This is a genomic window from Pararhodobacter sp., assembly GCF_034676545.1.
Classification (GTDB): Bacteria; Pseudomonadota; Alphaproteobacteria; order Rhodobacterales; family Rhodobacteraceae; genus Pararhodobacter.
Map to the genome: position 1 here is coordinate 34,093 of NZ_JAUCBZ010000013.1, position 16,284 is coordinate 50,376.

Sequence of the window (16,284 nt, forward strand, 5' to 3'; positions counted from 1 at the left end):
CCCTCAAACCTTGGCCAGATTAAGCAGGATGGCGACCCCTTCGTCTTCGGGGCTGACGCGTTCCCTGAGCTCGAGGTAGCGCTTGGTGCCAATGACCCGGATGCTGTCGCGGATAGCCTGCATGGCGCGGTTCCAGTCGGGATCGTCGATCTCAAGCGACAACAGCGAGTAGAGATTGGCCTGACTGATTTTGCCTTGCTGATCGACCTGGAAGGCACGGTTCACGATTGCGCGCAGGTTGGCATTGGACTCTGCCCCCCACCTCCTCATGCACTCATCAACAATCTCTTTCGCGACCTGAAGTTCAGGCCCGTACTCGATCATGTACCCGATTTTGATGGCGACCTTTTCCGTGCCGTCATAGGTCGAGTAAGATACGTTCCCCTTGGGGCCCCCTGATTTCGCACCATAATGCTGAGACAGCAGATCCTGATACGCAATGATCCGCGACAGGGATCGCTCCTTGAAGCTGGCAAGAGCTGCATGTAACTCGCGAGACTCTGCAACGATCTCGCGCACCATCTCATCCCGCAACAGATCTTGCGCCCTGACGTTCTCCAAGGGCGTAAACGCACCCTTGGCATCGCGCATGTACTTATTGCCCTCCATCACAACGATGGGATGAGGCGCATCTGCCATCGGGGCAACGGCTTCAGCTTCATTTGACATGGTTTTCTTCCTTCACAGTGACGTATCCGAGCCCGATCAGAGCCTCGGCGAGGGCGTCATGGGCGGCGGTGATGGGTGGTGAGACGAACAGGAACGCCGCCCTGTCCTCTGATTGCGCGGCCAGATAGGCTGCGCTTTTCATCGCGGCCCGGTGCATCTCCCAAACCCACTCAAAAGTGGCGATGAGCTGCTCCGGCGAGACCTCTGCAAGGATCGCCCGCAGGCGTCCGCTGGAGAGGATGCGTGTCGCCAGTGCGACCGGATCATCCGGGAGGCTGCTCATCGCCATCCTCCATCATCCGGCGCACATGGCGCGCGGCCCATTCCGCGCCCATGGATACGAGCTGGTCGCGATACTCACCGTGCAGATCGCGAGGCACCCAGTTCGGAATTGTCACCCACCCTGTGCCAAGAGATCGGGTGACCGAGGCCCTCGCGGTGCGCCCCCGCTCGGAGGGCGTCATCTTGCGGATGGAGACGCCGTGCTGGCGTGCCGCAGTGAGCACAAGATGGGTTGTGCTTCCCATCTCAATTGCGATGGCAGGAGCCGTCAGGCCACGCTCTGCCAGCACCCGTAATTCATGGATGCGGGACGGGTCGATATAGCCCTTGGCCCTTCTCATGCCGCCACCGCCCCGACCTCTTCGGCCGAAAGCTGGGACCATGCTGCGCGGATATGCTGGACGGAAAGCGTCTCACCCGTAGTGGATGCCACCATGCTGGCGAGACGTAGCGCCTTGGTCATGCCGCGCAGGGCCGCCGACTTGCGGGCAATCGTGCGCAGCAGAGCCGCCTCCTTGGTGGTTGTATCAATGCCCCACGCCCGGATCAGGCAGGAGATGTCTTCATCCTTTGGTTTGGTCAGGATGGTGCGCATCCCGGCCCGGCTATAGAGCTGGGCAAAGCGGGGGTCCGGCACCTTGCTGTTGCCCTGCAACTTTGCAAGTACCGCCTCATTCCCCGCGACAATCACGCCGCAACCCGCCTTGTCCTGAAAAGAGCGGAGCTGGTCGAGAGACTGCGTTGTCAGATGCTGCGCCTCATCCACGATCAGCAGCGCCTTCGCGCCGCGCAGTTGTTTTGTGATGGTGCGGGATATGCGGGCCGGCTGGCGCTCATCCAGCCCCAAGACATCTGCCAGCTCACCCAGCATCTTGTTCACGGGCGCAATGCTCGGCTCCATTGTCGCCAGATACACATTGGAAGACCGACGCTTGTACTCTTCGAGCGCAGTCGTCTTTCCAATTCCAGCACCACCGACAATCACCGCGAAATCAGGTGCGGCCTGCGCAAATGAGCAGATGCCGATGATCGCATTTGCTGTTGGCGTCCCCACGAAGGGCGGCGCATCTGGAATAGTGGAGCGCACGCGGCTGTTCTCGCGCCGTGTCTCCAGCCAGCGCTGCACATCCGCAGCCTTGTCGGCGACGCGGCCCTTGTAGGTGCGACCCATCCAAGCCGTGAACGTGCCGTAGGGAATGCCGCTTTCGTCAGATACACTCTTCTGAGACAGGTTTTCCGCTGCCATCACAGCGCGGACTTCTGCGCGCAGCACATCGAATTCATCAGAGACGATTGTTTCAGCAGTCGTGTTCATGGTATTTGTCCTTTGCTTTGTAAAATTGAGCGGCGCGGGGGATCAGTCCTCTGCGCCGTTCTCTTTTCCGGTCGGTACGAGGTGGAGCGTGGCGCGGCTGAAGTCCGCCAAGAACGCATCCTGATCGTGGACATATTCGACCTGCCGGGCGGCACCGCCGGTGCTCCCGAACACAGGCCGCACAACGGTTGGCTCGGGCAGCGGCGCAGGCTCATCCACCTTCGACAGGAGGGTCGCAACCTCAGCCGCTGACAGCTGCCGCTCTGCGCGGGCCATGGCCTTTGCAGCATTCAGGAAGTCATTGCGGGCACGGGCATGGTTTCGGGCGGCATCCGCATCAAAGAAGCCGGTTGTCTCAACGCACTGCGCGGCACCAAGATAAGACCCGTCCAGCCGGTAGATATGCGCATCTTGGTGCATGGCCTGCGGGTCCACCCGCAACACCAGCTTCTGGCCGATATGGTTCACCAGAAACTCAGCCCAGTAGCGGTTCCCGGCCAGATGCACCGCACCATCCGGCTTGCGTGCCGTCACCGCCTCGGCGGGCAGCAACCACTTGCGCTGTTGCGCCGGGCTGGCCTGCCGGATCGGAGCATCCTGATAGGAGGCCCGGAAAGCCTCCGAGAATGACCGGCCGGCGCAAACCTTTGAGCGCCGCCCCGTGCGGGCATTGTGTTCCGCAATCCCCTCGGCAACCACGCCGAGGAAAGTCTCCAGCGGCACAGCCTTGCTGCCGTAGTTCTCGGGTTTGTTGGCAATGGTGTTGCCGGTCCAAGCCCCCTCGAAACGCACATCGCGGGCAATGTTTTGCGCAAAGTCACGCCATGCGCGTTCAATTGGCTTGGCCTGCCCATGGAAGGGCGTTGCCCAATGCAGGGTGCAGCCCATTTCCGTGACGACACCGGCCGGCTCATCATCCTTCACCTTGAAGCGATAACGGGTCGGTGCGCCGCCTGTAATCCACTTGCTTGCAAAGTTGCGGCCGTTGTCGAACACCACATGGTCAGGGATACCGTAGGTCTCGACCATGTCACCAAAAGCGAGGCGCACCGCCGCCTTGTTTTCGGATTTATCCACCCGCCAGCTGAGGATCATGCCGGAATAGAGATCCTGAAAGCCCACAAGGCAGGGTCGTGTGACCTCCCCATCAGGGAACTGCACGAACACATCCCACTTGTGGCCGTCAGCATTGACCGCCTCGAGCGCATGCAGCGCCGTACGGTCACGTTCCTGCGCTGGGTAAAGGCGCTTGAGCGCCTCCGGTCCCTTCCGCAGGAAGATGCGTGTGGTTTCATCCAGCTCCGCAATCCGCCGTTCCAGCGTCTTGCGGGACGGGATAGTCCAGCCATGTTCCTTCGCAGCTGCTTTGAGCTGGCGATAGGCATGGGCATGGGATAGCCCCTCCTGCCGCAGATAATTCCCCTTGTACATCTCCCATGCTTCAGGGGTGCAGTCAGCCTTCTTTGGTGCCGAGGCATAGTGCGGCATCAGGTGCGGCAGCCAGTCCGCACGCGGCACCCCGGCCACCATATTCGCCCAGTTGTAGAGGGTGCGTAGGGAGGCCCCCACGCGGGTGGCAATCTCCATCATGGCGAGGTCTTTGGGACGCCCGGCCATCTCCAGATCATGCACCGCTTGCAGTGCTTCAAGCCTGCGCCGGGCTTCAGCCTTCCGGCTGTCCGGCAATCTCTCAAACCACTCCCACAATTCGGAAGAGGTCTCTGTGCGCTCCCGCTTTGCCGCAGGCTGTGCAGCCTTCCGCAGCCGTAAGGCCAGCGCAGCACGTGCTTCTGTGGGCAGCACATCAATGCGATACTCGCGTCCGCCACCGCGACCCTGTCGCTTGCGCCAGATTCCGAGATGATTGTCGGAGGTGTATTCGCGGTCAGGGTCATTCCCCCCCACGCGCTCTATCGCCAGCTGGAGGCCGCGCTCGGTTTGAGCGAGACCCGGCAGACCGAGATCCACAAACTCAGCCGCAGTCCACCATTCGCGGATTTCAGATGTTCCACTCATGACCGCCCGCCCTTCAGCAGGCGGCGGCGGAATTCGATCTCCGCATCTGTTTTCGTCCGATGCTCCATAAGTTCAGCCATTTCAATGGCCGGCAGATGCCTGCGCTCAATCACAGCCCATCCATGACGGGCAGCGAGCAATTCCAGCAGGCGGCGATCCTTGGTCACCGCCAGCAGGGCATCCAGCCGGGTGAGATTTATCGTGAAATCAGCCCGCCCTTCGGAGGCGTAATTGTTGAGGACATTCTCGGTGACAGGGTCGCCGTCGAGATAGTCCGTCATTGCTTCGGCCACGGCCGCCCGGGGGCGACCACAGCTTTTCAGCGTTTCCGCCACCGCCTTCGAAATGGACCGATTGAGGGAGGATGCCTTGACGCGCTCTGCCGCAAACGCCGCCACCGGTGATGACGGCTGCCAGTCGAGCAGCAGATCAAGCTGATCCAGAGTGGAGCGAGTGCGACGGCGCGCCATGTCAGCCTACCGCCCGTTCGTAGTGGGACGGCCATACTGAGCGCGGCTCGACGAGCGTGACGTTGCTCCATGCCTCGCTAAGATTATCTATCGGGCATGTCCCAGCATCTCTCACCGAGTATTTGAGAGCCCAACTCTCCAGCGGCAGGCATCCAATCTTGGCCAGCCGCAGGTTCAACCGGCGCTGGAGCACATCAATGGTCAGGCGCTTAAACGCCAGTTCATGGGCAAGCCACAGAAAGACCTTGTCCAAACGACGATGGAGAGCATCGCGACGGCGGTGGTAGGGGCGCGACTTCAATGTAGGCCCCCATTCGCGGCGGCGACGGTCGGGGTGCGACCTCATCACAGCACCTCATTCGCAGCAGCGGCGGCAACGCCAGCCTTTGACGATGGGGGCATATGGAGCGCGGCGGGAATGGCCTGCCACTGGGGAGCACCCTGCACACCCGATGCCGGCCCCAGCTTGTTCAGCAGGTCAGCCACCATCTCTGTGGAGACGCAATCGCCCACATATGCCGACTTGCGCAGCAGCGTCGTATTCGCCACCAGCGCCATGGTCGGGGCATTTTTGATATTGGCCGGCGACAGCCGGTAGCTGCCATCAAAGAACACCACCCCCTCAGGGGCTGTGGTGGAGGCGCGGCAGACGAAATAGTCCATGCGTGCAGTCATTGGATCACCAAGAGGAAGAAAGCTGCGAGGGCGGCGAAGGCAGTCAGGCCGACACCGATGGCTGTAAGCAGGTTCCGCGCGATGGTGCGGACCTCGGAAATGGGGCGCGGGTTCATGCCGCCTTGGCGGGCCGGATGACCTCACCCTCTTCGATGAGCCAGTCGACAAAGCGCTTCCGGGCGCGCGCGCCACCGCGCCGCCATGCCGTAAGCAGGCGGTCAAACTCATCATCGTCATTCGAGGAAACGACGGGGCGCACCCCCTGAAGCAGGGCGGCGGCAGCCTTCACCGACTTGGCCTCGCCATTCAGCATGTTGGCGACAGCCTTGCGCTGGAGGGCGGGCTCCAGCTTGGCCAACGCATCCAGTTCCACGCCCTTGTCAGCAATCCATGTGCTGGCAATCTGTGCGCGCACATCGGGAGCAATCTTCGTGTAGCGGGAAATTGAGAGCTGGATCATGCGCTGGGAAAGACCCAGCTTTTCAGCGACATCTGCCGTGAAGGATGTAAACGAAAATTTTTCGTTTACATCACCCCAGCGCGCAACCGCATGAGCTACGCCCTTTTTTGTCTCCGGATAAAGCTCCTCATAGATCCGCTGACGCTCAGCCAGATGCGACGCCCGATCCAGAGGCGAGAGTTCGCGCCGGATCAGGTTTTCATCGATCTCAACCAGCCGCTGTTCGAGCTTCGAGCCCGTAAAAATAATGGCGTTGATCTCAGGCCATTCCAGCCGCGTGGCGGCGGTCAGACGATGGAGGCCGGCAATCAGGACATGGCGCCCCTTCTTGTCCGCGATGGTAACTGTGATGGGGTTCTGGAGCCCGCTCACGGACAGGGACTGTGCCAGCCCGTCTGCCCAGTCACTGTCCATCTGGCGCAGTCGATCATCTGGTATGTCGATCTGAGCGAGTGGAATTGACAGGATACGATCCATGATAAGATCCGCTTAGAGGGGATGGGATGTTCAGACGGCGGCGGCGTTTTGCCGGTGACGTTCAGGCTGATCAGGGCTAATCATCTGATCAGTGGTGATCAGTGGCCGGTAGCGAATGGCGGGGATGCGACTGCCATCAGCCCGATACCGGGATGGCCAGACCTGTCGGGGGGAGACCCCCAGGAATTCGGCGATGGCGAATTCGCCATCGAAATGGGAGCGCCGCAGGGCGCTTCGGCAGGCGTGTTCAGGCAAGCCTGCATCACGGGAGAGTGCATAAAGGGTAGAGCCGAGCATCCGCACGGCAGCCTTGATCTCTTCTGGATGCCAGTCACCGGAGGGTAGCTTCGCTACTTTCCACCGGCCGTTCGGTTCACGGATGGCCACAAATTCACTCCTCGCTGATCCGGTGTGCAGACCGGATTTTCGGGGCCTCACTGGTTCGGTTCGGAAATAATGGACTTCAAAATGGACACGGTCAACTCCATAAATCCATTTCGGAGTTCATTTGCGAGTTCCCGCTCACGTTTTGCGGTTAATACATTGATATATATGATTAATATCAAGCCCGAAATGTCGAGCAAGTCCGCGTCGTTGCTTTCGGAGTTTTGGAAATGAAGTCCGAAATGAGCTATCGCGAGATCCGTGCACGCTTTGAGCGGCTGATAGGGGATGCTCCGCCATTTCAGTGGGCTGGCCAGCGAGCTATATCTCCAGCCACTTTCGACAGGTTCTGGAACAAAGAGCAGATGCTGAAGCGTTCGACATTGGCGCGCATCGCAATAGCAGCGGGTGTGACGCCTGAATGGCTGATAGATGGCAGCGGACCCGATCCATTCAGCCCGGCAGGCATACCTGCTGGTGGCTCGGGATTAGAGATGCGCGCCGATCCTGTTGATGCACCCTCTCAGAGATTGCTGCCTCAAAGGATCGATGGGCTCTTCCCGGACCTTCTTGCATTTGTTGTTGATGCAATTCAGCGCACATACAAAGACGCAGGGGCAAGCCTTTCAGCACTCGACCTGGGCAGACTGAGCGCCGAAAAATACAATGAAATCATTGCGGAAATTCCTGAGCCGGAAGGCTGGCCCGTGGCTGTCAGGATGATGGCCGTCCAGCTCCGCAAGGACATCGCGTCCACAGCCGCCAACCCCAGCGCTAGGAAACGCGAGGCCTCGTGATAGTGTCTGGAGGTTGTGATTTACAAACCTGAGGTAGCAATGTTCCGAAAATTGTCAGCCGCGACATTCGTCGCATTCGCTTTGGCGATCACATCCGTTGGCGCAATCGCAAGTGATTTCACGATTAAGTCTGATAACCTTGCCCCGGCATTTAACAAAGCAGCCAAGAAGTTAGGCGCTGATAACAGGATGGTGCGCGGGAAATGCCAAAGTGAAGTGAAATTTGTTTGCCAATACGAGGCGGGAAGTGGCGTTTCACTTTTGGCTGTGGCTGACAACCCTAAGAACAAGGACATATCGAGCATTCGGATTGTTTATGCGAGCAAGGATCGGGCGGATGTCATGAACTTTGCAGAGACTGTCGGTGTGCTAATGGCCCTGCTGGTACCTGCGGCCGACAAGGACGAACGCGGCGCGGCAATGGTTGCCCTCCTCAGCAGACTGAAGGATGCCGACGAGGGCAACGTCGACCTTCATGATGTGAACTTCAGGATCAGGGCGGCGGCAGACATCGGCGTAGTTACAACCGTGACCAAGCCGTGATACTAAGAGGGTGTTCGCGGCCTCTAAGAGATCGGTAACAAAGGCTCATCTAAGAGATCGCCATTCTGCAAATTGCAATGTCTCAAATCGCTCTCAATGAGCCTTCTGCAAGACAATCCAAAGGCGAGCCGGCGCGGCGCGAAAATGGCCGGGAAGCATTGGAGCCATTCGGTTCCATCCCGATATATCCCGGCCAATCCCACCTAATCCCGCCCCTGCAATACTAAGTGTCTCCTATCACCGATGCCCCCTGCGCTTGAGCATGGGACGCTTATGCTGTCGTTCGGGTTCTCGCGGGGGACAGAGATGGGCGAAGTTTGATTCTTTCATCTCTACTTATGCTGTTCAGCTTCATTTGGTTTCACCATGCGGAACACATGGCCTGAAACTATCCATTTACTGGCCGGTTTTGCATATTCTGATCCGCTGGAGCCGTTTTCAGATTGACCAGTTCGAATCTTCATGTCACGAATTCGGAATTCCAAATTCAGAGTTCGGAACGCAAGGCCGCCATTATGACCACCGCCGTGAACCTGCTGGATCCATCCCCCATCCTCGTGGACCGTGTTCATGAGCAGCTGGTGCTGGCCATCACGGCGCGGCGGTTGGAGCCGGGCGCGCGCATTCGGCAGGCGGAACTCGCGCATCAGCTGGGTGTGTCTCGCCAGCCGGTGAGCCATGCGCTGCAATTGCTGAAGAAGCAGGGGCTGGTGCAGGAGACGGGGCGCAAGGGGCTGGAAGTGACGCCGCTTAACCCAGACCATATCCGCAATCTGTATCAGGTGCGTGGGGCGCTGGACACGCTGGCTGCCCGGCTGGCGGCGGAACGTATTCGGGCAGGTCAGGTTTCACGCCTGGAAAGACAGGAGCTGGAAAGATCGGTCAAAAACGGTCTGGCTCTGGATCCTGATACAGATGCGATTGATTTTGTTCTGGCCGATGTCGGTTTCCATAATCTGATTTACCGTATGTCAGGCAATCCCGGCATCATGGATACGCTGGAGCCGCAGATCCCGCACATCATGCGCTCCATGCATGTGGTGCTTATGGCCATGCATGTGCGCACACAGAGTGACCGCGTGTGGGCCGAGCACGCCGCTATTGCGGATGCCGTGCTTGCCGGTGATGTGACACGAGCGGCTGATGCCGCCTTCGCCCATGCCGATAAGGCCGGGCGCACAACCGAGCAGCATTTGAGATCAGCCTGAGCCGGATTGTCCGGTTGCAGTGCGAACGATGTTCTCCGGCACAATAATAATTCGCCGGATGACAATCCCAGGGAGGAAGAGATGAAACTCACACAGCAGCAGCTTGAAGTCTTCGATCGCGAAGGCTGGATTTTTATTCCGGATGCTTTTTCTCCGGAAGAAGTGGCGCTGATGCGCGATTCCGCGAATGACGTTTTCCGCGCCCAGCGCCCCGAGATCTGGATGGAAAAGTCCGGCGTGCCGCGCACGGCCTTTGCTTGCCACACCTATAATGAATGCTTCCGCATTCTGGCCAATGACCACCGGCTTGTAGACCCGCTGGAACAGATCTTTGGCGAGAAGTGCTACATGCACCAGTTCAAGATCAACGCGAAGTCATCCTTCTCCGGTGATGTGTGGCAGTGGCATCAGGACTTCCCCACCTGGCACAAGGATGATGGCATGCCCGAGCCGCGGGCCATGAACATCGCCGTGTTCCTGGATGAGGTGATGCCCATTAACGGCCCGCTGATGCTCGTGCCCCGCAGCCATGTGAGCGGCGCGATCGACACCGAGCATGACACCTCCACCACGGCTTACCCGCTGTGGACGCTGGATAATGACAAGGTGGCGGAACTGGTGGAGCAAGGTGGCATCGTGGCCCCCACCGGCAAGCCCGGCGGACTGCTGCTGTTCCATGCCAATCTGGTGCATGGCTCGGCAGGCAACATCACGCCGTATCCGCGCAAGATCGTGTATCTGACCTTGTCGGCGCTCTCCAACAAGATTCAGAAGCCGACCCGGCCGGAGTTCATCGCGCATACCGATTTCACGCCAGTGGAAGCGCTGCCGGAAGACACGTTGACGAATTACGCCCGCGCCCAGCGCAGCACAGAAGCTGCCTGAAAGGACGAGCTGCTCCGGGCGGGCTCAAAAGCTCCCCGGAAACCATGCGACGGCTGCATGGGAGGTATTTGTCAGAAACGATCTGCCAGCGCCTGATGCTGTTCAATTTCGGCCGTCACCCTCCGGTGGCGGCCTTTTTCTGTTCAGGCTCTGATTGGCGCTGACCTCTCGGGGCGATTACCCTCAGGCCGGCTGTGTTAGCACCAGAAGCTCAGCCGTGACGCAGACCGGATTGCCACCCCGGCGGATCTTGCCGCTGCGCATCGTGCCATGCACATCCACTGCGCGCATATGAATATGCGCCATGCCGTCCACCAGCACGCCCTGTTCCAGAACGATCTCGGTAATGGGGCAGGTGATGCGGGGGGCATCTTCGAAATCTGGTGAGATGACACTGCCAAGCCCGAAGATGCGCGCCTGCGTGATGCCCTGCTCCCGGCACGCGGTCTCAATCGCATGGCAGAGGTCCTGATGCGGACGGATACGCAGCAGCATGCCAGCCCCCAGGCTTTCGTCCGCATGGGCGCTCCCGGCGGGGGTGTAGAGCGTGAAGTTGGTTTCCGCGTCCGGCAGGCTCTCAAACCAGGCTGTTGGGCTACCGAAACCGGATATGGCGATGGGCTCTGCAACCCGGCATTCGGAGGTCAGGACATGACCCATGGAGGGCAGATGGTCCTGTGTCTGCCAGTGACCGTGGCAATGCACGAAGGCCTCCCCGTCACGCCATCCGATAATGGCGGTGGCGCCCACAATCCGCGCACCGGCCTCGGGGATGCGGGTCTCGCTGTACCATGCTGCATGGGTGTCATCTGTGGGGAATGAGGGGCCGACAAACTGGAAAGGCGCGCATGCTCCGCCCTTCAGCATCGCCACGCCGCCCCGGCATCCGGCATCCGCGAAGATGCGGTGCAGGCCACTCGTGAGATCTTCTCCCACCTTAAGCGTGCCTTCGAGTGGCACCAGACCGGTGCGCAGAATCTGGATGCGATCCGTGGCCGCAGGACCGGGATGGCGGATGATGTGGGTCAGATAGGCATCCGTTGCAGCCGTTTGCGTATGGTTTTCCGCAGGTTCGGATGCCGCGATATCGACAGGGGCAATGTCAGTCATGATGGGGCCTTGGGCAATTGTGCTGTGTTATCTGGCCCGGCCTGAAGCCGGAGCCGGGTTCTGGCCGCACTCTGTTTGTGAATGCGTTCTCCCTTGGCTCCAATATACATATATCAGCCATGGTCTTATGTGCGATCTGATTTATAGTTTCAGGAATTTTTGGATCATTTGATCCATAGTTAGTCAATTTGTGAGATCATATGGCCCAGGAACGTGAGCTGGATGTGTTTGACCGGCGAATCCTCCAGGTGCTCTCCAATGAGGGGCGCATCAGCTGGCGGGATCTGGCAGACCGGATCGGCCTGTCCTTCTCGCCCACCTTGCGCCGCGTGCACAGGCTGGAGGCCGAGGGCACCATTCGCGGCTATATGGTGGACATTGACGAGCGCCGGATTCTGGGCGCGATGACCGTCTTCATCTCCGTCACGCTGGAACGGCAGGTGAAGGAGATTCTCGATAATTTCGAGGCCCGTGTGGCCGAGATGCCGGAGGTGGTCGGCGGCTTCCTGATCAGTGGCAGCACCGATTACATGCTGCATGCGGCGGTGCGCGATCTCGCTCATTATCAGGCGACGCTGGATTATCTTACCACCTTGCCGGGGGTGGCGCGCATCCAGTCCAACTTCGCAGTGAAAACCTTCATCCGCCGCACCAATCCGCTGATTGAGCCGGGTTGAAAACAGCAGCCTTGGGGTGTCCATGGCTTGGGTTTTTCCGGGGTCAGCGAGAGGTCGAATATCGCCGTTCCGCTCTCCCGCTCCGGCGCAGGGCGCGCAGGCGAGGGACGTGGAAGATAAAAAAAGCGCGACCCGCAGGCCGCGCTTTCATGTCATTGCACATGTTGTGCAGAGCTCAGCTTGCGACGCTCTGCGCGTTCACGCTCTGGCGCTTCACCTGCATCTTGTTGAGCGCGCTGATATAGGCCAGCGCGGAGGCGACCAGAGTATCCGGGTCGGCGGCGCGGGCGGTCACAGCCTTGCCATCCTCTTCCAGACGCACGGAGACTTCAGCCTGTGCATCGGTGCCGCCGGTCACGGCATGCACCTGATACAGCTCCAGCCGCGCGGTGTGGGGCACCAGCGCCTGAATGGCGTTGAAGATGGCATCCACCGGGCCATTGCCCTCGGCGTCCTGCGTGCGGACCTCGCCTTCCACTTCGATTTCCATGGTGGCGCGCTGCGGGCCCTTCGTGCCGGCCACAACAGCCAGAGATACCAGCCGGATATGCTCATTGGCGGTGGCAATGCCGCTGTCCACCAGCGCCTCAATGTCCTCGTCGTAAACCACCTTCTTGCGGTCGGCGAGGTTCTTGAAGCGGGCGAAGGCATCATTCAGGGCATTCTCGCCCAGCTCATAGCCCAGAGACTTCAGCTTGTCGCGGAAGGCGGCGCGGCCCGAATGCTTGCCCATGACCAGCGAGGTCTTGGTGACGCCCACGGTCTCCGGCGTCATGATCTCATAGGTCTGGGCGTGCTTCAGCATGCCGTCCTGATGGATGCCGCTTTCATGCGAGAAAGCGTTCCGGCCCACGATCGCCTTGTTGTACTGCACCGGGAAGGAGGTGACAGCAGACACCAGCTTGGAGGCGCGGGTCAGCATCCGGCTGTTGATGTCGGTGTGATAGGGCAGCACATCGCGGCGTACGGACAGCGCCATCACCACTTCTTCCAGTGCGGCGTTGCCGGCGCGCTCGCCGATGCCGTTGATGGTGCATTCGATCTGGCGTGCACCAGCATTCAGGCCCGCCAGTGAATTGGCGACGCCCAGCCCCAGATCATTGTGGCAATGCACGGAGAAAATGGCCTTGTCGGCGTTCGGCACGGTTTCGATCAGGGTGCGGAACATCGCGCCATATTCGTCCGGCGTGGCATAGCCCACGGTATCCGGCAGATTGATGGTGGTGGCACCGCACTTGATCGCCATTTCCACGCAACGGGCCAGATAGTCCAGCGGCGTGCGGGTGGCGTCCATGGCCGACCACTCGACATCTTCCACCAGATTACGGGCCTGGGTGACAGTGGCCTTGATGATCTCCAGCACCTCTTCCTGCGTCTTGCGCATCTGGAATTCCAGATGCAGCGGAGAGGTGGAGACGAAGGTATGGATGCGGCCGCGCTGCGCATGGCGCACGGCTTCACCGGCACGGGCGATGTCGGCGGGAATGGCGCGGGCCAGACCGGCGATGGTGGCGCGCTTGGTGCGGCGGGCAATCTCGGCCACGCTCTCGAAATCACCAATGGAGGCGATCGGGAAGCCGGCCTCGATCACGTCCACGCCCATCTCGTCCAGCAGGTCCGCCACTTCCAGCTTTTCTTCCAGCGTCATGGACGCACCGGGGCACTGCTCGCCATCACGCAGGGTGGTGTCGAAAATGATGACCCGGTCGTTCTTGGAGGCGGGCGCGGGGGTGTTTGCAGCTTCACTCATCGCAGTGGTCCTTCTCACATTCCGGCGACGCGCATGGCGCGGATATCAAACCGGATTATTAGCCGATACAAAACCGGGTCGCGTCCCCGGTATGACGATCCCCTGAGCGCCCAGGCAAAAGCCCGGCCGGCCCTCAGGGGCGGCTAAGGAGGAGAAGCGCGCGCAGAGCCGCGTTGCCCGGAGCTTTGGTGGCCCGGGAGAGAGAAGTGGCAGTCATGGTCGTTGTGAACGACACGGGATGCAGACTCTCATCTTTGAACGCGTGGTGGCCACCAGATAAACACCCACCCGCCAAATTGCAAGGATGTCCTGATGCCAGCCTTCCAGCCTGAGCGTGTATCATGCTCTGGCCAGATAGGGGAGTAAACGCGGACGTCAAGATGGCAGGGGAGCCGTAAAGACCACCGCCTGCATGCACTTTCAGGTGTTATGGGCCTGTCGTCGGCGGGGTTGCGACGGGTACTTCAGCCCGCAGTGCATCAGATGCCTTGGGGATGACAGCCGGGACGACACGGCTGGCGATGTCCAAGGCAAACCGGAAGACGTCATCCAGGCTGCCGCCATTTACGTCGGCCAGCGCCTGATCCTCCAGTGCGCGAGACGTCTTGTCGAGACCGGTCCGGTCGCTGTTCTCGATGCTGGTGTTCATTGTCGCCATCCTCATGAAGGCCGGTCCGGCCCATTGGCCATCGAGAGGACTGTAAAACGCATCCCTGACAGCAACCTTACAACACAGGTTGATGTCGCGGATGCGTGTTCGGCATGTATGCGCCCATAGACGGGATCAGGCCTTGGCCATATCGGCTACAGGCGTTGGGGCATGAGATGGGTGATCTCATGGCTCATCACCAGTGTGCCATCCTCGCGCCGTGCATGGCTGCGCCGGAAGATGACCTCCCAGCCGGGGCGACTGGAACTGGCGCGCCGGGAGAGCACTTCCGTGTCGAAAATGATGGTGTCATTCACCCGCACCGGGGCATGCCAACGCATCTTGTCGCAACTGATCCCGACGCCGACGGGACACAGGATACGGGCTTCATCCGTCTCCATGCCTTCCACATAGTCTGTCGGCATGCCGGTGTGACGCACGAAGCAGCCCATCCACGCCATCGCCACATGCCAGCCGGAAGCGATGAGCACGCCGAACATGCCGCGCTCCGCCGCCTTGGGGTCGGTGTGGAACAGTTGCGGGTCATACAGCTTTGCGAACCGGATGATCTCATCTTCGGTGAAGGTGAACTGGCCGATTTCTTCCGGCCCGCTGCTCTCTGCCACGGTGTTCTCGGCCACGGTGCTCTCCCGCCTCAGTTCGCGAAGCGGAAGTGCAGCACATCGCCATCGGCGACCACATAATCCTTGCCCTCAAGGCGGAAGCGGCCAGCCTCACGGGCACCGGATTCGCCCTTGAACTTCACATAGTCCTCATAGGCGACGGTTTCAGAGCGGATGAAGCCCTTTTCGAAATCCGTATGGATGACGCCGGCGGCGGCCGGTGCCCGCGTGCCCTGGGTGATGGTCCAGGCGCGCGCTTCCTTGGGGCCAACGGTGAAATAGGTCACCAGATCCAGCAGTGCATAGCCTTCGCGGATAACACGGTTGAGGCCCGGCTCTTCCAGTTCGATGGCGTCGAGATATTCCTTCTGCTCCTCGGGCGGCAGAACGGCGATCTCGCTCTCGATCTTGGCAGAGACGACCACAGCGCGCGCGCCTTCCTGCTTGGCGCGCTCGAACACCTGTGCGGAGAGGCTGTTGCCTTCGGCGGCGGAGGCTTCCTCAACATTGCACACATAGAGTACGGGCTTCGCGCTCATCAGGCCCAGCATGTCGAAGGCTTTCTGCTCATCGGGCTTGATCTCGGCGAGGCGGGCGGGCTTGCCCTCGCGCAGCAGCACAAGGGCGCGGTTCATCAGGTCCAGCGTTTCCTTGGCGTCCTTGTCGGCGCCCTTGGCCTTCTTCTCCAGCGCGGCGGCACGCTTCTCAAGGCTGTCGAGGTCGGCCAGCATCAGCTCGGTCTCGATGGTCTCGATATCGCTCACGGGTGCGATCTTGCCGTCCACATGGGTGATGTCGCCATCCTCGAAGCAGCGCACCACATGGGCGATGGCGTCGCACTCACGGATATTGGCGAGGAACTGGTTGCCGAGGCCCTCACCGCGCGAGGCACCGCGCACCAGGCCGGCAATGTCCACAAAGGTCAGGCGGGTTGGCAGGATCTGGGCCGAACCGGCGATAGCGGCCAGCGCGTCAAGGCGGGCATCGGGCACCGCCACATCGCCGACATTGGGTTCAATGGTGCAGAAGGGGTAATTGGCCGCCTGCGCCGCCGCAGTCTGGGTGAGTGCATTGAACAGGGTGGACTTGCCCACATTCGGCAGGCCGACGATACCGCATTTGAAGCCCATGATGCCTTACCTGATATGGCCCGCCGTAAGGCGAGGCTGAAGTGCAGAAAGCGCGGAAGGCGGCGCGGCCGCAGCGGCCATGCCCCGCGCAAGGGAAGAGGTTGGGGGCAAGTTGGCTGGAAAGGCGCACAAGTCAAGACGCCAGCGCATTTTCGAGTGAAGCG

Annotated in this window: 20 protein-coding genes; 5 read left to right on the forward strand and 15 right to left on the reverse strand. The window is 60.4% G+C overall.

Translation table 11 applies throughout. The features are described from left to right. Positions 1 to 3: 3 nt before the first annotated feature. The 10 genes from VDQ28_RS03100 to VDQ28_RS03145 form a co-directional block, all read right to left on the reverse strand. Complete coding sequence (locus VDQ28_RS03100) at positions 4 to 669, reverse strand: DUF3164 family protein (protein WP_323034552.1); 666 nt, start codon at positions 667 to 669, stop codon at positions 4 to 6. Then, on the reverse strand, positions 659 to 952 hold the full coding sequence (locus VDQ28_RS03105) for a hypothetical protein (RefSeq protein WP_323034553.1): 294 nt from the start codon (positions 950 to 952) through the stop codon (positions 659 to 661). Before VDQ28_RS03105 ends, VDQ28_RS03100 begins: the two co-directional genes overlap by 11 nt. After that, positions 933 to 1,292 (reverse strand): hypothetical protein, encoded by a 360-nt coding sequence (locus VDQ28_RS03110; RefSeq protein WP_323034554.1) that lies wholly within the window; start codon positions 1,290 to 1,292, stop codon positions 933 to 935. The genes VDQ28_RS03105 and VDQ28_RS03110 overlap by 20 nt, the downstream gene beginning before the upstream one ends. Continuing rightward, entirely contained in the window at positions 1,289 to 2,266 is a 978-nt protein-coding gene (locus tag VDQ28_RS03115; protein WP_323034555.1) for an AAA family ATPase, read from the reverse strand. The genes VDQ28_RS03110 and VDQ28_RS03115 overlap by 4 nt, the downstream gene beginning before the upstream one ends. Before the next feature lie 42 nt (positions 2,267 to 2,308). Then, positions 2,309 to 4,282, reverse strand: coding sequence for a transposase domain-containing protein (locus VDQ28_RS03120; protein ID WP_323034556.1), 1,974 nt, complete (start codon positions 4,280 to 4,282; stop codon positions 2,309 to 2,311). Then, positions 4,279 to 4,752 (reverse strand): hypothetical protein, encoded by a 474-nt coding sequence (locus tag VDQ28_RS03125; RefSeq protein ID WP_323034557.1) that lies wholly within the window; start codon positions 4,750 to 4,752, stop codon positions 4,279 to 4,281. Before VDQ28_RS03125 ends, VDQ28_RS03120 begins: the two co-directional genes overlap by 4 nt. 1 nt (position 4,753) lies before the next feature. After that, positions 4,754 to 5,053, reverse strand: a complete 300-nt coding sequence (locus VDQ28_RS03130; protein WP_323034558.1) for a hypothetical protein — start codon at positions 5,051 to 5,053, stop codon at positions 4,754 to 4,756. Positions 5,054 to 5,097: 44 nt separating this feature from the next. Continuing rightward, positions 5,098 to 5,415 (reverse strand): hypothetical protein, encoded by a 318-nt coding sequence (locus VDQ28_RS03135; protein ID WP_323034559.1) that lies wholly within the window; start codon positions 5,413 to 5,415, stop codon positions 5,098 to 5,100. A gap of 124 nt (positions 5,416 to 5,539) precedes the next feature. After that, the gene (locus tag VDQ28_RS03140) at positions 5,540 to 6,364 is read right to left on the reverse strand and encodes a ParB/RepB/Spo0J family partition protein (protein ID WP_323034560.1); all 825 of its coding nucleotides are present in this window, start codon (positions 6,362 to 6,364) and stop codon (positions 5,540 to 5,542) included. Positions 6,365 to 6,394: 30 nt separating this feature from the next. Next, positions 6,395 to 6,751 carry a helix-turn-helix transcriptional regulator gene (locus VDQ28_RS03145; RefSeq protein ID WP_323034561.1) on the reverse strand — a complete coding sequence of 119 codons (357 nt, stop codon included), beginning with the start codon at positions 6,749 to 6,751 and terminating at the stop codon, positions 6,395 to 6,397. Between the two features lie 239 nt (positions 6,752 to 6,990). Between VDQ28_RS03145 and VDQ28_RS03150 the strand changes: the two genes are divergently transcribed. From VDQ28_RS03150 to VDQ28_RS03165, 4 genes are all read left to right on the forward strand, one after another. After that, on the forward strand, positions 6,991 to 7,545 hold the full coding sequence (locus tag VDQ28_RS03150; RefSeq protein WP_323034562.1) for a hypothetical protein: 555 nt from the start codon (positions 6,991 to 6,993) through the stop codon (positions 7,543 to 7,545). Positions 7,546 to 7,584: 39 nt separating this feature from the next. Continuing rightward, positions 7,585 to 8,088, forward strand: a complete 504-nt coding sequence (locus VDQ28_RS03155) for a hypothetical protein (protein WP_323034563.1) — start codon at positions 7,585 to 7,587, stop codon at positions 8,086 to 8,088. A gap of 443 nt (positions 8,089 to 8,531) precedes the next feature. After that, positions 8,532 to 9,296 carry a GntR family transcriptional regulator gene (locus VDQ28_RS03160; RefSeq protein WP_323034564.1) on the forward strand — a complete coding sequence of 255 codons (765 nt, stop codon included), beginning with the start codon at positions 8,532 to 8,534 and terminating at the stop codon, positions 9,294 to 9,296. An 81-nt stretch (positions 9,297 to 9,377) separates the two neighbouring features. Next, entirely contained in the window at positions 9,378 to 10,181 is an 804-nt protein-coding gene (locus VDQ28_RS03165; protein ID WP_323034565.1) for a phytanoyl-CoA dioxygenase family protein, read from the forward strand. 183 nt (positions 10,182 to 10,364) lie between these two features. Here the strand turns inward: VDQ28_RS03165 and VDQ28_RS03170 are convergent, their stop codons facing one another. Further along, entirely contained in the window at positions 10,365 to 11,291 is a 927-nt protein-coding gene (locus tag VDQ28_RS03170) for a PCC domain-containing protein (RefSeq protein WP_323034566.1), read from the reverse strand. 200 nt (positions 11,292 to 11,491) lie between these two features. Here VDQ28_RS03170 and VDQ28_RS03175 point away from each other — a divergent pair, with 200 nt between their 5' ends. Further along, a complete protein-coding gene (locus tag VDQ28_RS03175) occupies positions 11,492 to 11,968 on the forward strand; it encodes an Lrp/AsnC family transcriptional regulator (RefSeq protein ID WP_323034567.1) in 477 nt (158 codons plus the stop codon). Positions 11,969 to 12,143: 175 nt separating this feature from the next. On the opposite strand, the gene VDQ28_RS03180 is transcribed toward VDQ28_RS03175, so the two are convergent. The 4 genes from VDQ28_RS03180 to ychF all read right to left on the reverse strand — a co-directional run bounded on the left by VDQ28_RS03180 (position 12,144) and on the right by ychF (position 16,120). After that, positions 12,144 to 13,718, reverse strand: a complete 1,575-nt coding sequence (locus tag VDQ28_RS03180; RefSeq protein WP_323034568.1) for a 2-isopropylmalate synthase — start codon at positions 13,716 to 13,718, stop codon at positions 12,144 to 12,146. Positions 13,719 to 14,145: 427 nt separating this feature from the next. Then, positions 14,146 to 14,367: a hypothetical protein gene (locus tag VDQ28_RS03185; RefSeq protein ID WP_323034569.1), complete on the reverse strand. Its 222-nt coding sequence runs from the start codon at positions 14,365 to 14,367 to the stop codon at positions 14,146 to 14,148. Between the two features lie 155 nt (positions 14,368 to 14,522). Then, positions 14,523 to 15,008: a MaoC/PaaZ C-terminal domain-containing protein gene (locus VDQ28_RS03190; protein WP_323034570.1), complete on the reverse strand. Its 486-nt coding sequence runs from the start codon at positions 15,006 to 15,008 to the stop codon at positions 14,523 to 14,525. Positions 15,009 to 15,022: 14 nt separating this feature from the next. Next, complete coding sequence (ychF, locus tag VDQ28_RS03195; protein ID WP_323034571.1) at positions 15,023 to 16,120, reverse strand: redox-regulated ATPase YchF; 1,098 nt, start codon at positions 16,118 to 16,120, stop codon at positions 15,023 to 15,025. Positions 16,121 to 16,284: the final 164 nt, after the last annotated feature.

Coding starts and splice junctions, on each gene's coding strand:
- VDQ28_RS03100 (WP_323034552.1), bottom strand. CDS start 669: ATGTCAAATGAAGCTGAAGCCGTTGCCCCGATGGCAGATGCGCCTCAT.
- VDQ28_RS03105 (WP_323034553.1), bottom strand. CDS start 952: ATGAGCAGCCTCCCGGATGATCCGGTCGCACTGGCGACACGCATCCTC.
- VDQ28_RS03110 (WP_323034554.1), bottom strand. CDS start 1,292: ATGAGAAGGGCCAAGGGCTATATCGACCCGTCCCGCATCCATGAATTA.
- VDQ28_RS03115 (WP_323034555.1), bottom strand. CDS start 2,266: ATGAACACGACTGCTGAAACAATCGTCTCTGATGAATTCGATGTGCTG.
- VDQ28_RS03120 (WP_323034556.1), bottom strand. CDS start 4,282: ATGAGTGGAACATCTGAAATCCGCGAATGGTGGACTGCGGCTGAGTTT.
- VDQ28_RS03125 (WP_323034557.1), bottom strand. CDS start 4,752: ATGGCGCGCCGTCGCACTCGCTCCACTCTGGATCAGCTTGATCTGCTG.
- VDQ28_RS03135 (WP_323034559.1), bottom strand. CDS start 5,415: ATGGACTATTTCGTCTGCCGCGCCTCCACCACAGCCCCTGAGGGGGTG.
- VDQ28_RS03140 (WP_323034560.1), bottom strand. CDS start 6,364: ATGGATCGTATCCTGTCAATTCCACTCGCTCAGATCGACATACCAGAT.
- VDQ28_RS03150 (WP_323034562.1), top strand. CDS start 6,991: ATGAGCTATCGCGAGATCCGTGCACGCTTTGAGCGGCTGATAGGGGAT.
- VDQ28_RS03155 (WP_323034563.1), top strand. CDS start 7,585: ATGTTCCGAAAATTGTCAGCCGCGACATTCGTCGCATTCGCTTTGGCG.
- VDQ28_RS03165 (WP_323034565.1), top strand. CDS start 9,378: ATGAAACTCACACAGCAGCAGCTTGAAGTCTTCGATCGCGAAGGCTGG.
- VDQ28_RS03170 (WP_323034566.1), bottom strand. CDS start 11,291: ATGACTGACATTGCCCCTGTCGATATCGCGGCATCCGAACCTGCGGAA.
- VDQ28_RS03175 (WP_323034567.1), top strand. CDS start 11,492: ATGGCCCAGGAACGTGAGCTGGATGTGTTTGACCGGCGAATCCTCCAG.
- VDQ28_RS03180 (WP_323034568.1), bottom strand. CDS start 13,718: ATGAGTGAAGCTGCAAACACCCCCGCGCCCGCCTCCAAGAACGACCGG.
- VDQ28_RS03185 (WP_323034569.1), bottom strand. CDS start 14,367: ATGAACACCAGCATCGAGAACAGCGACCGGACCGGTCTCGACAAGACG.
- ychF (WP_323034571.1), bottom strand. CDS start 16,120: ATGGGCTTCAAATGCGGTATCGTCGGCCTGCCGAATGTGGGCAAGTCC.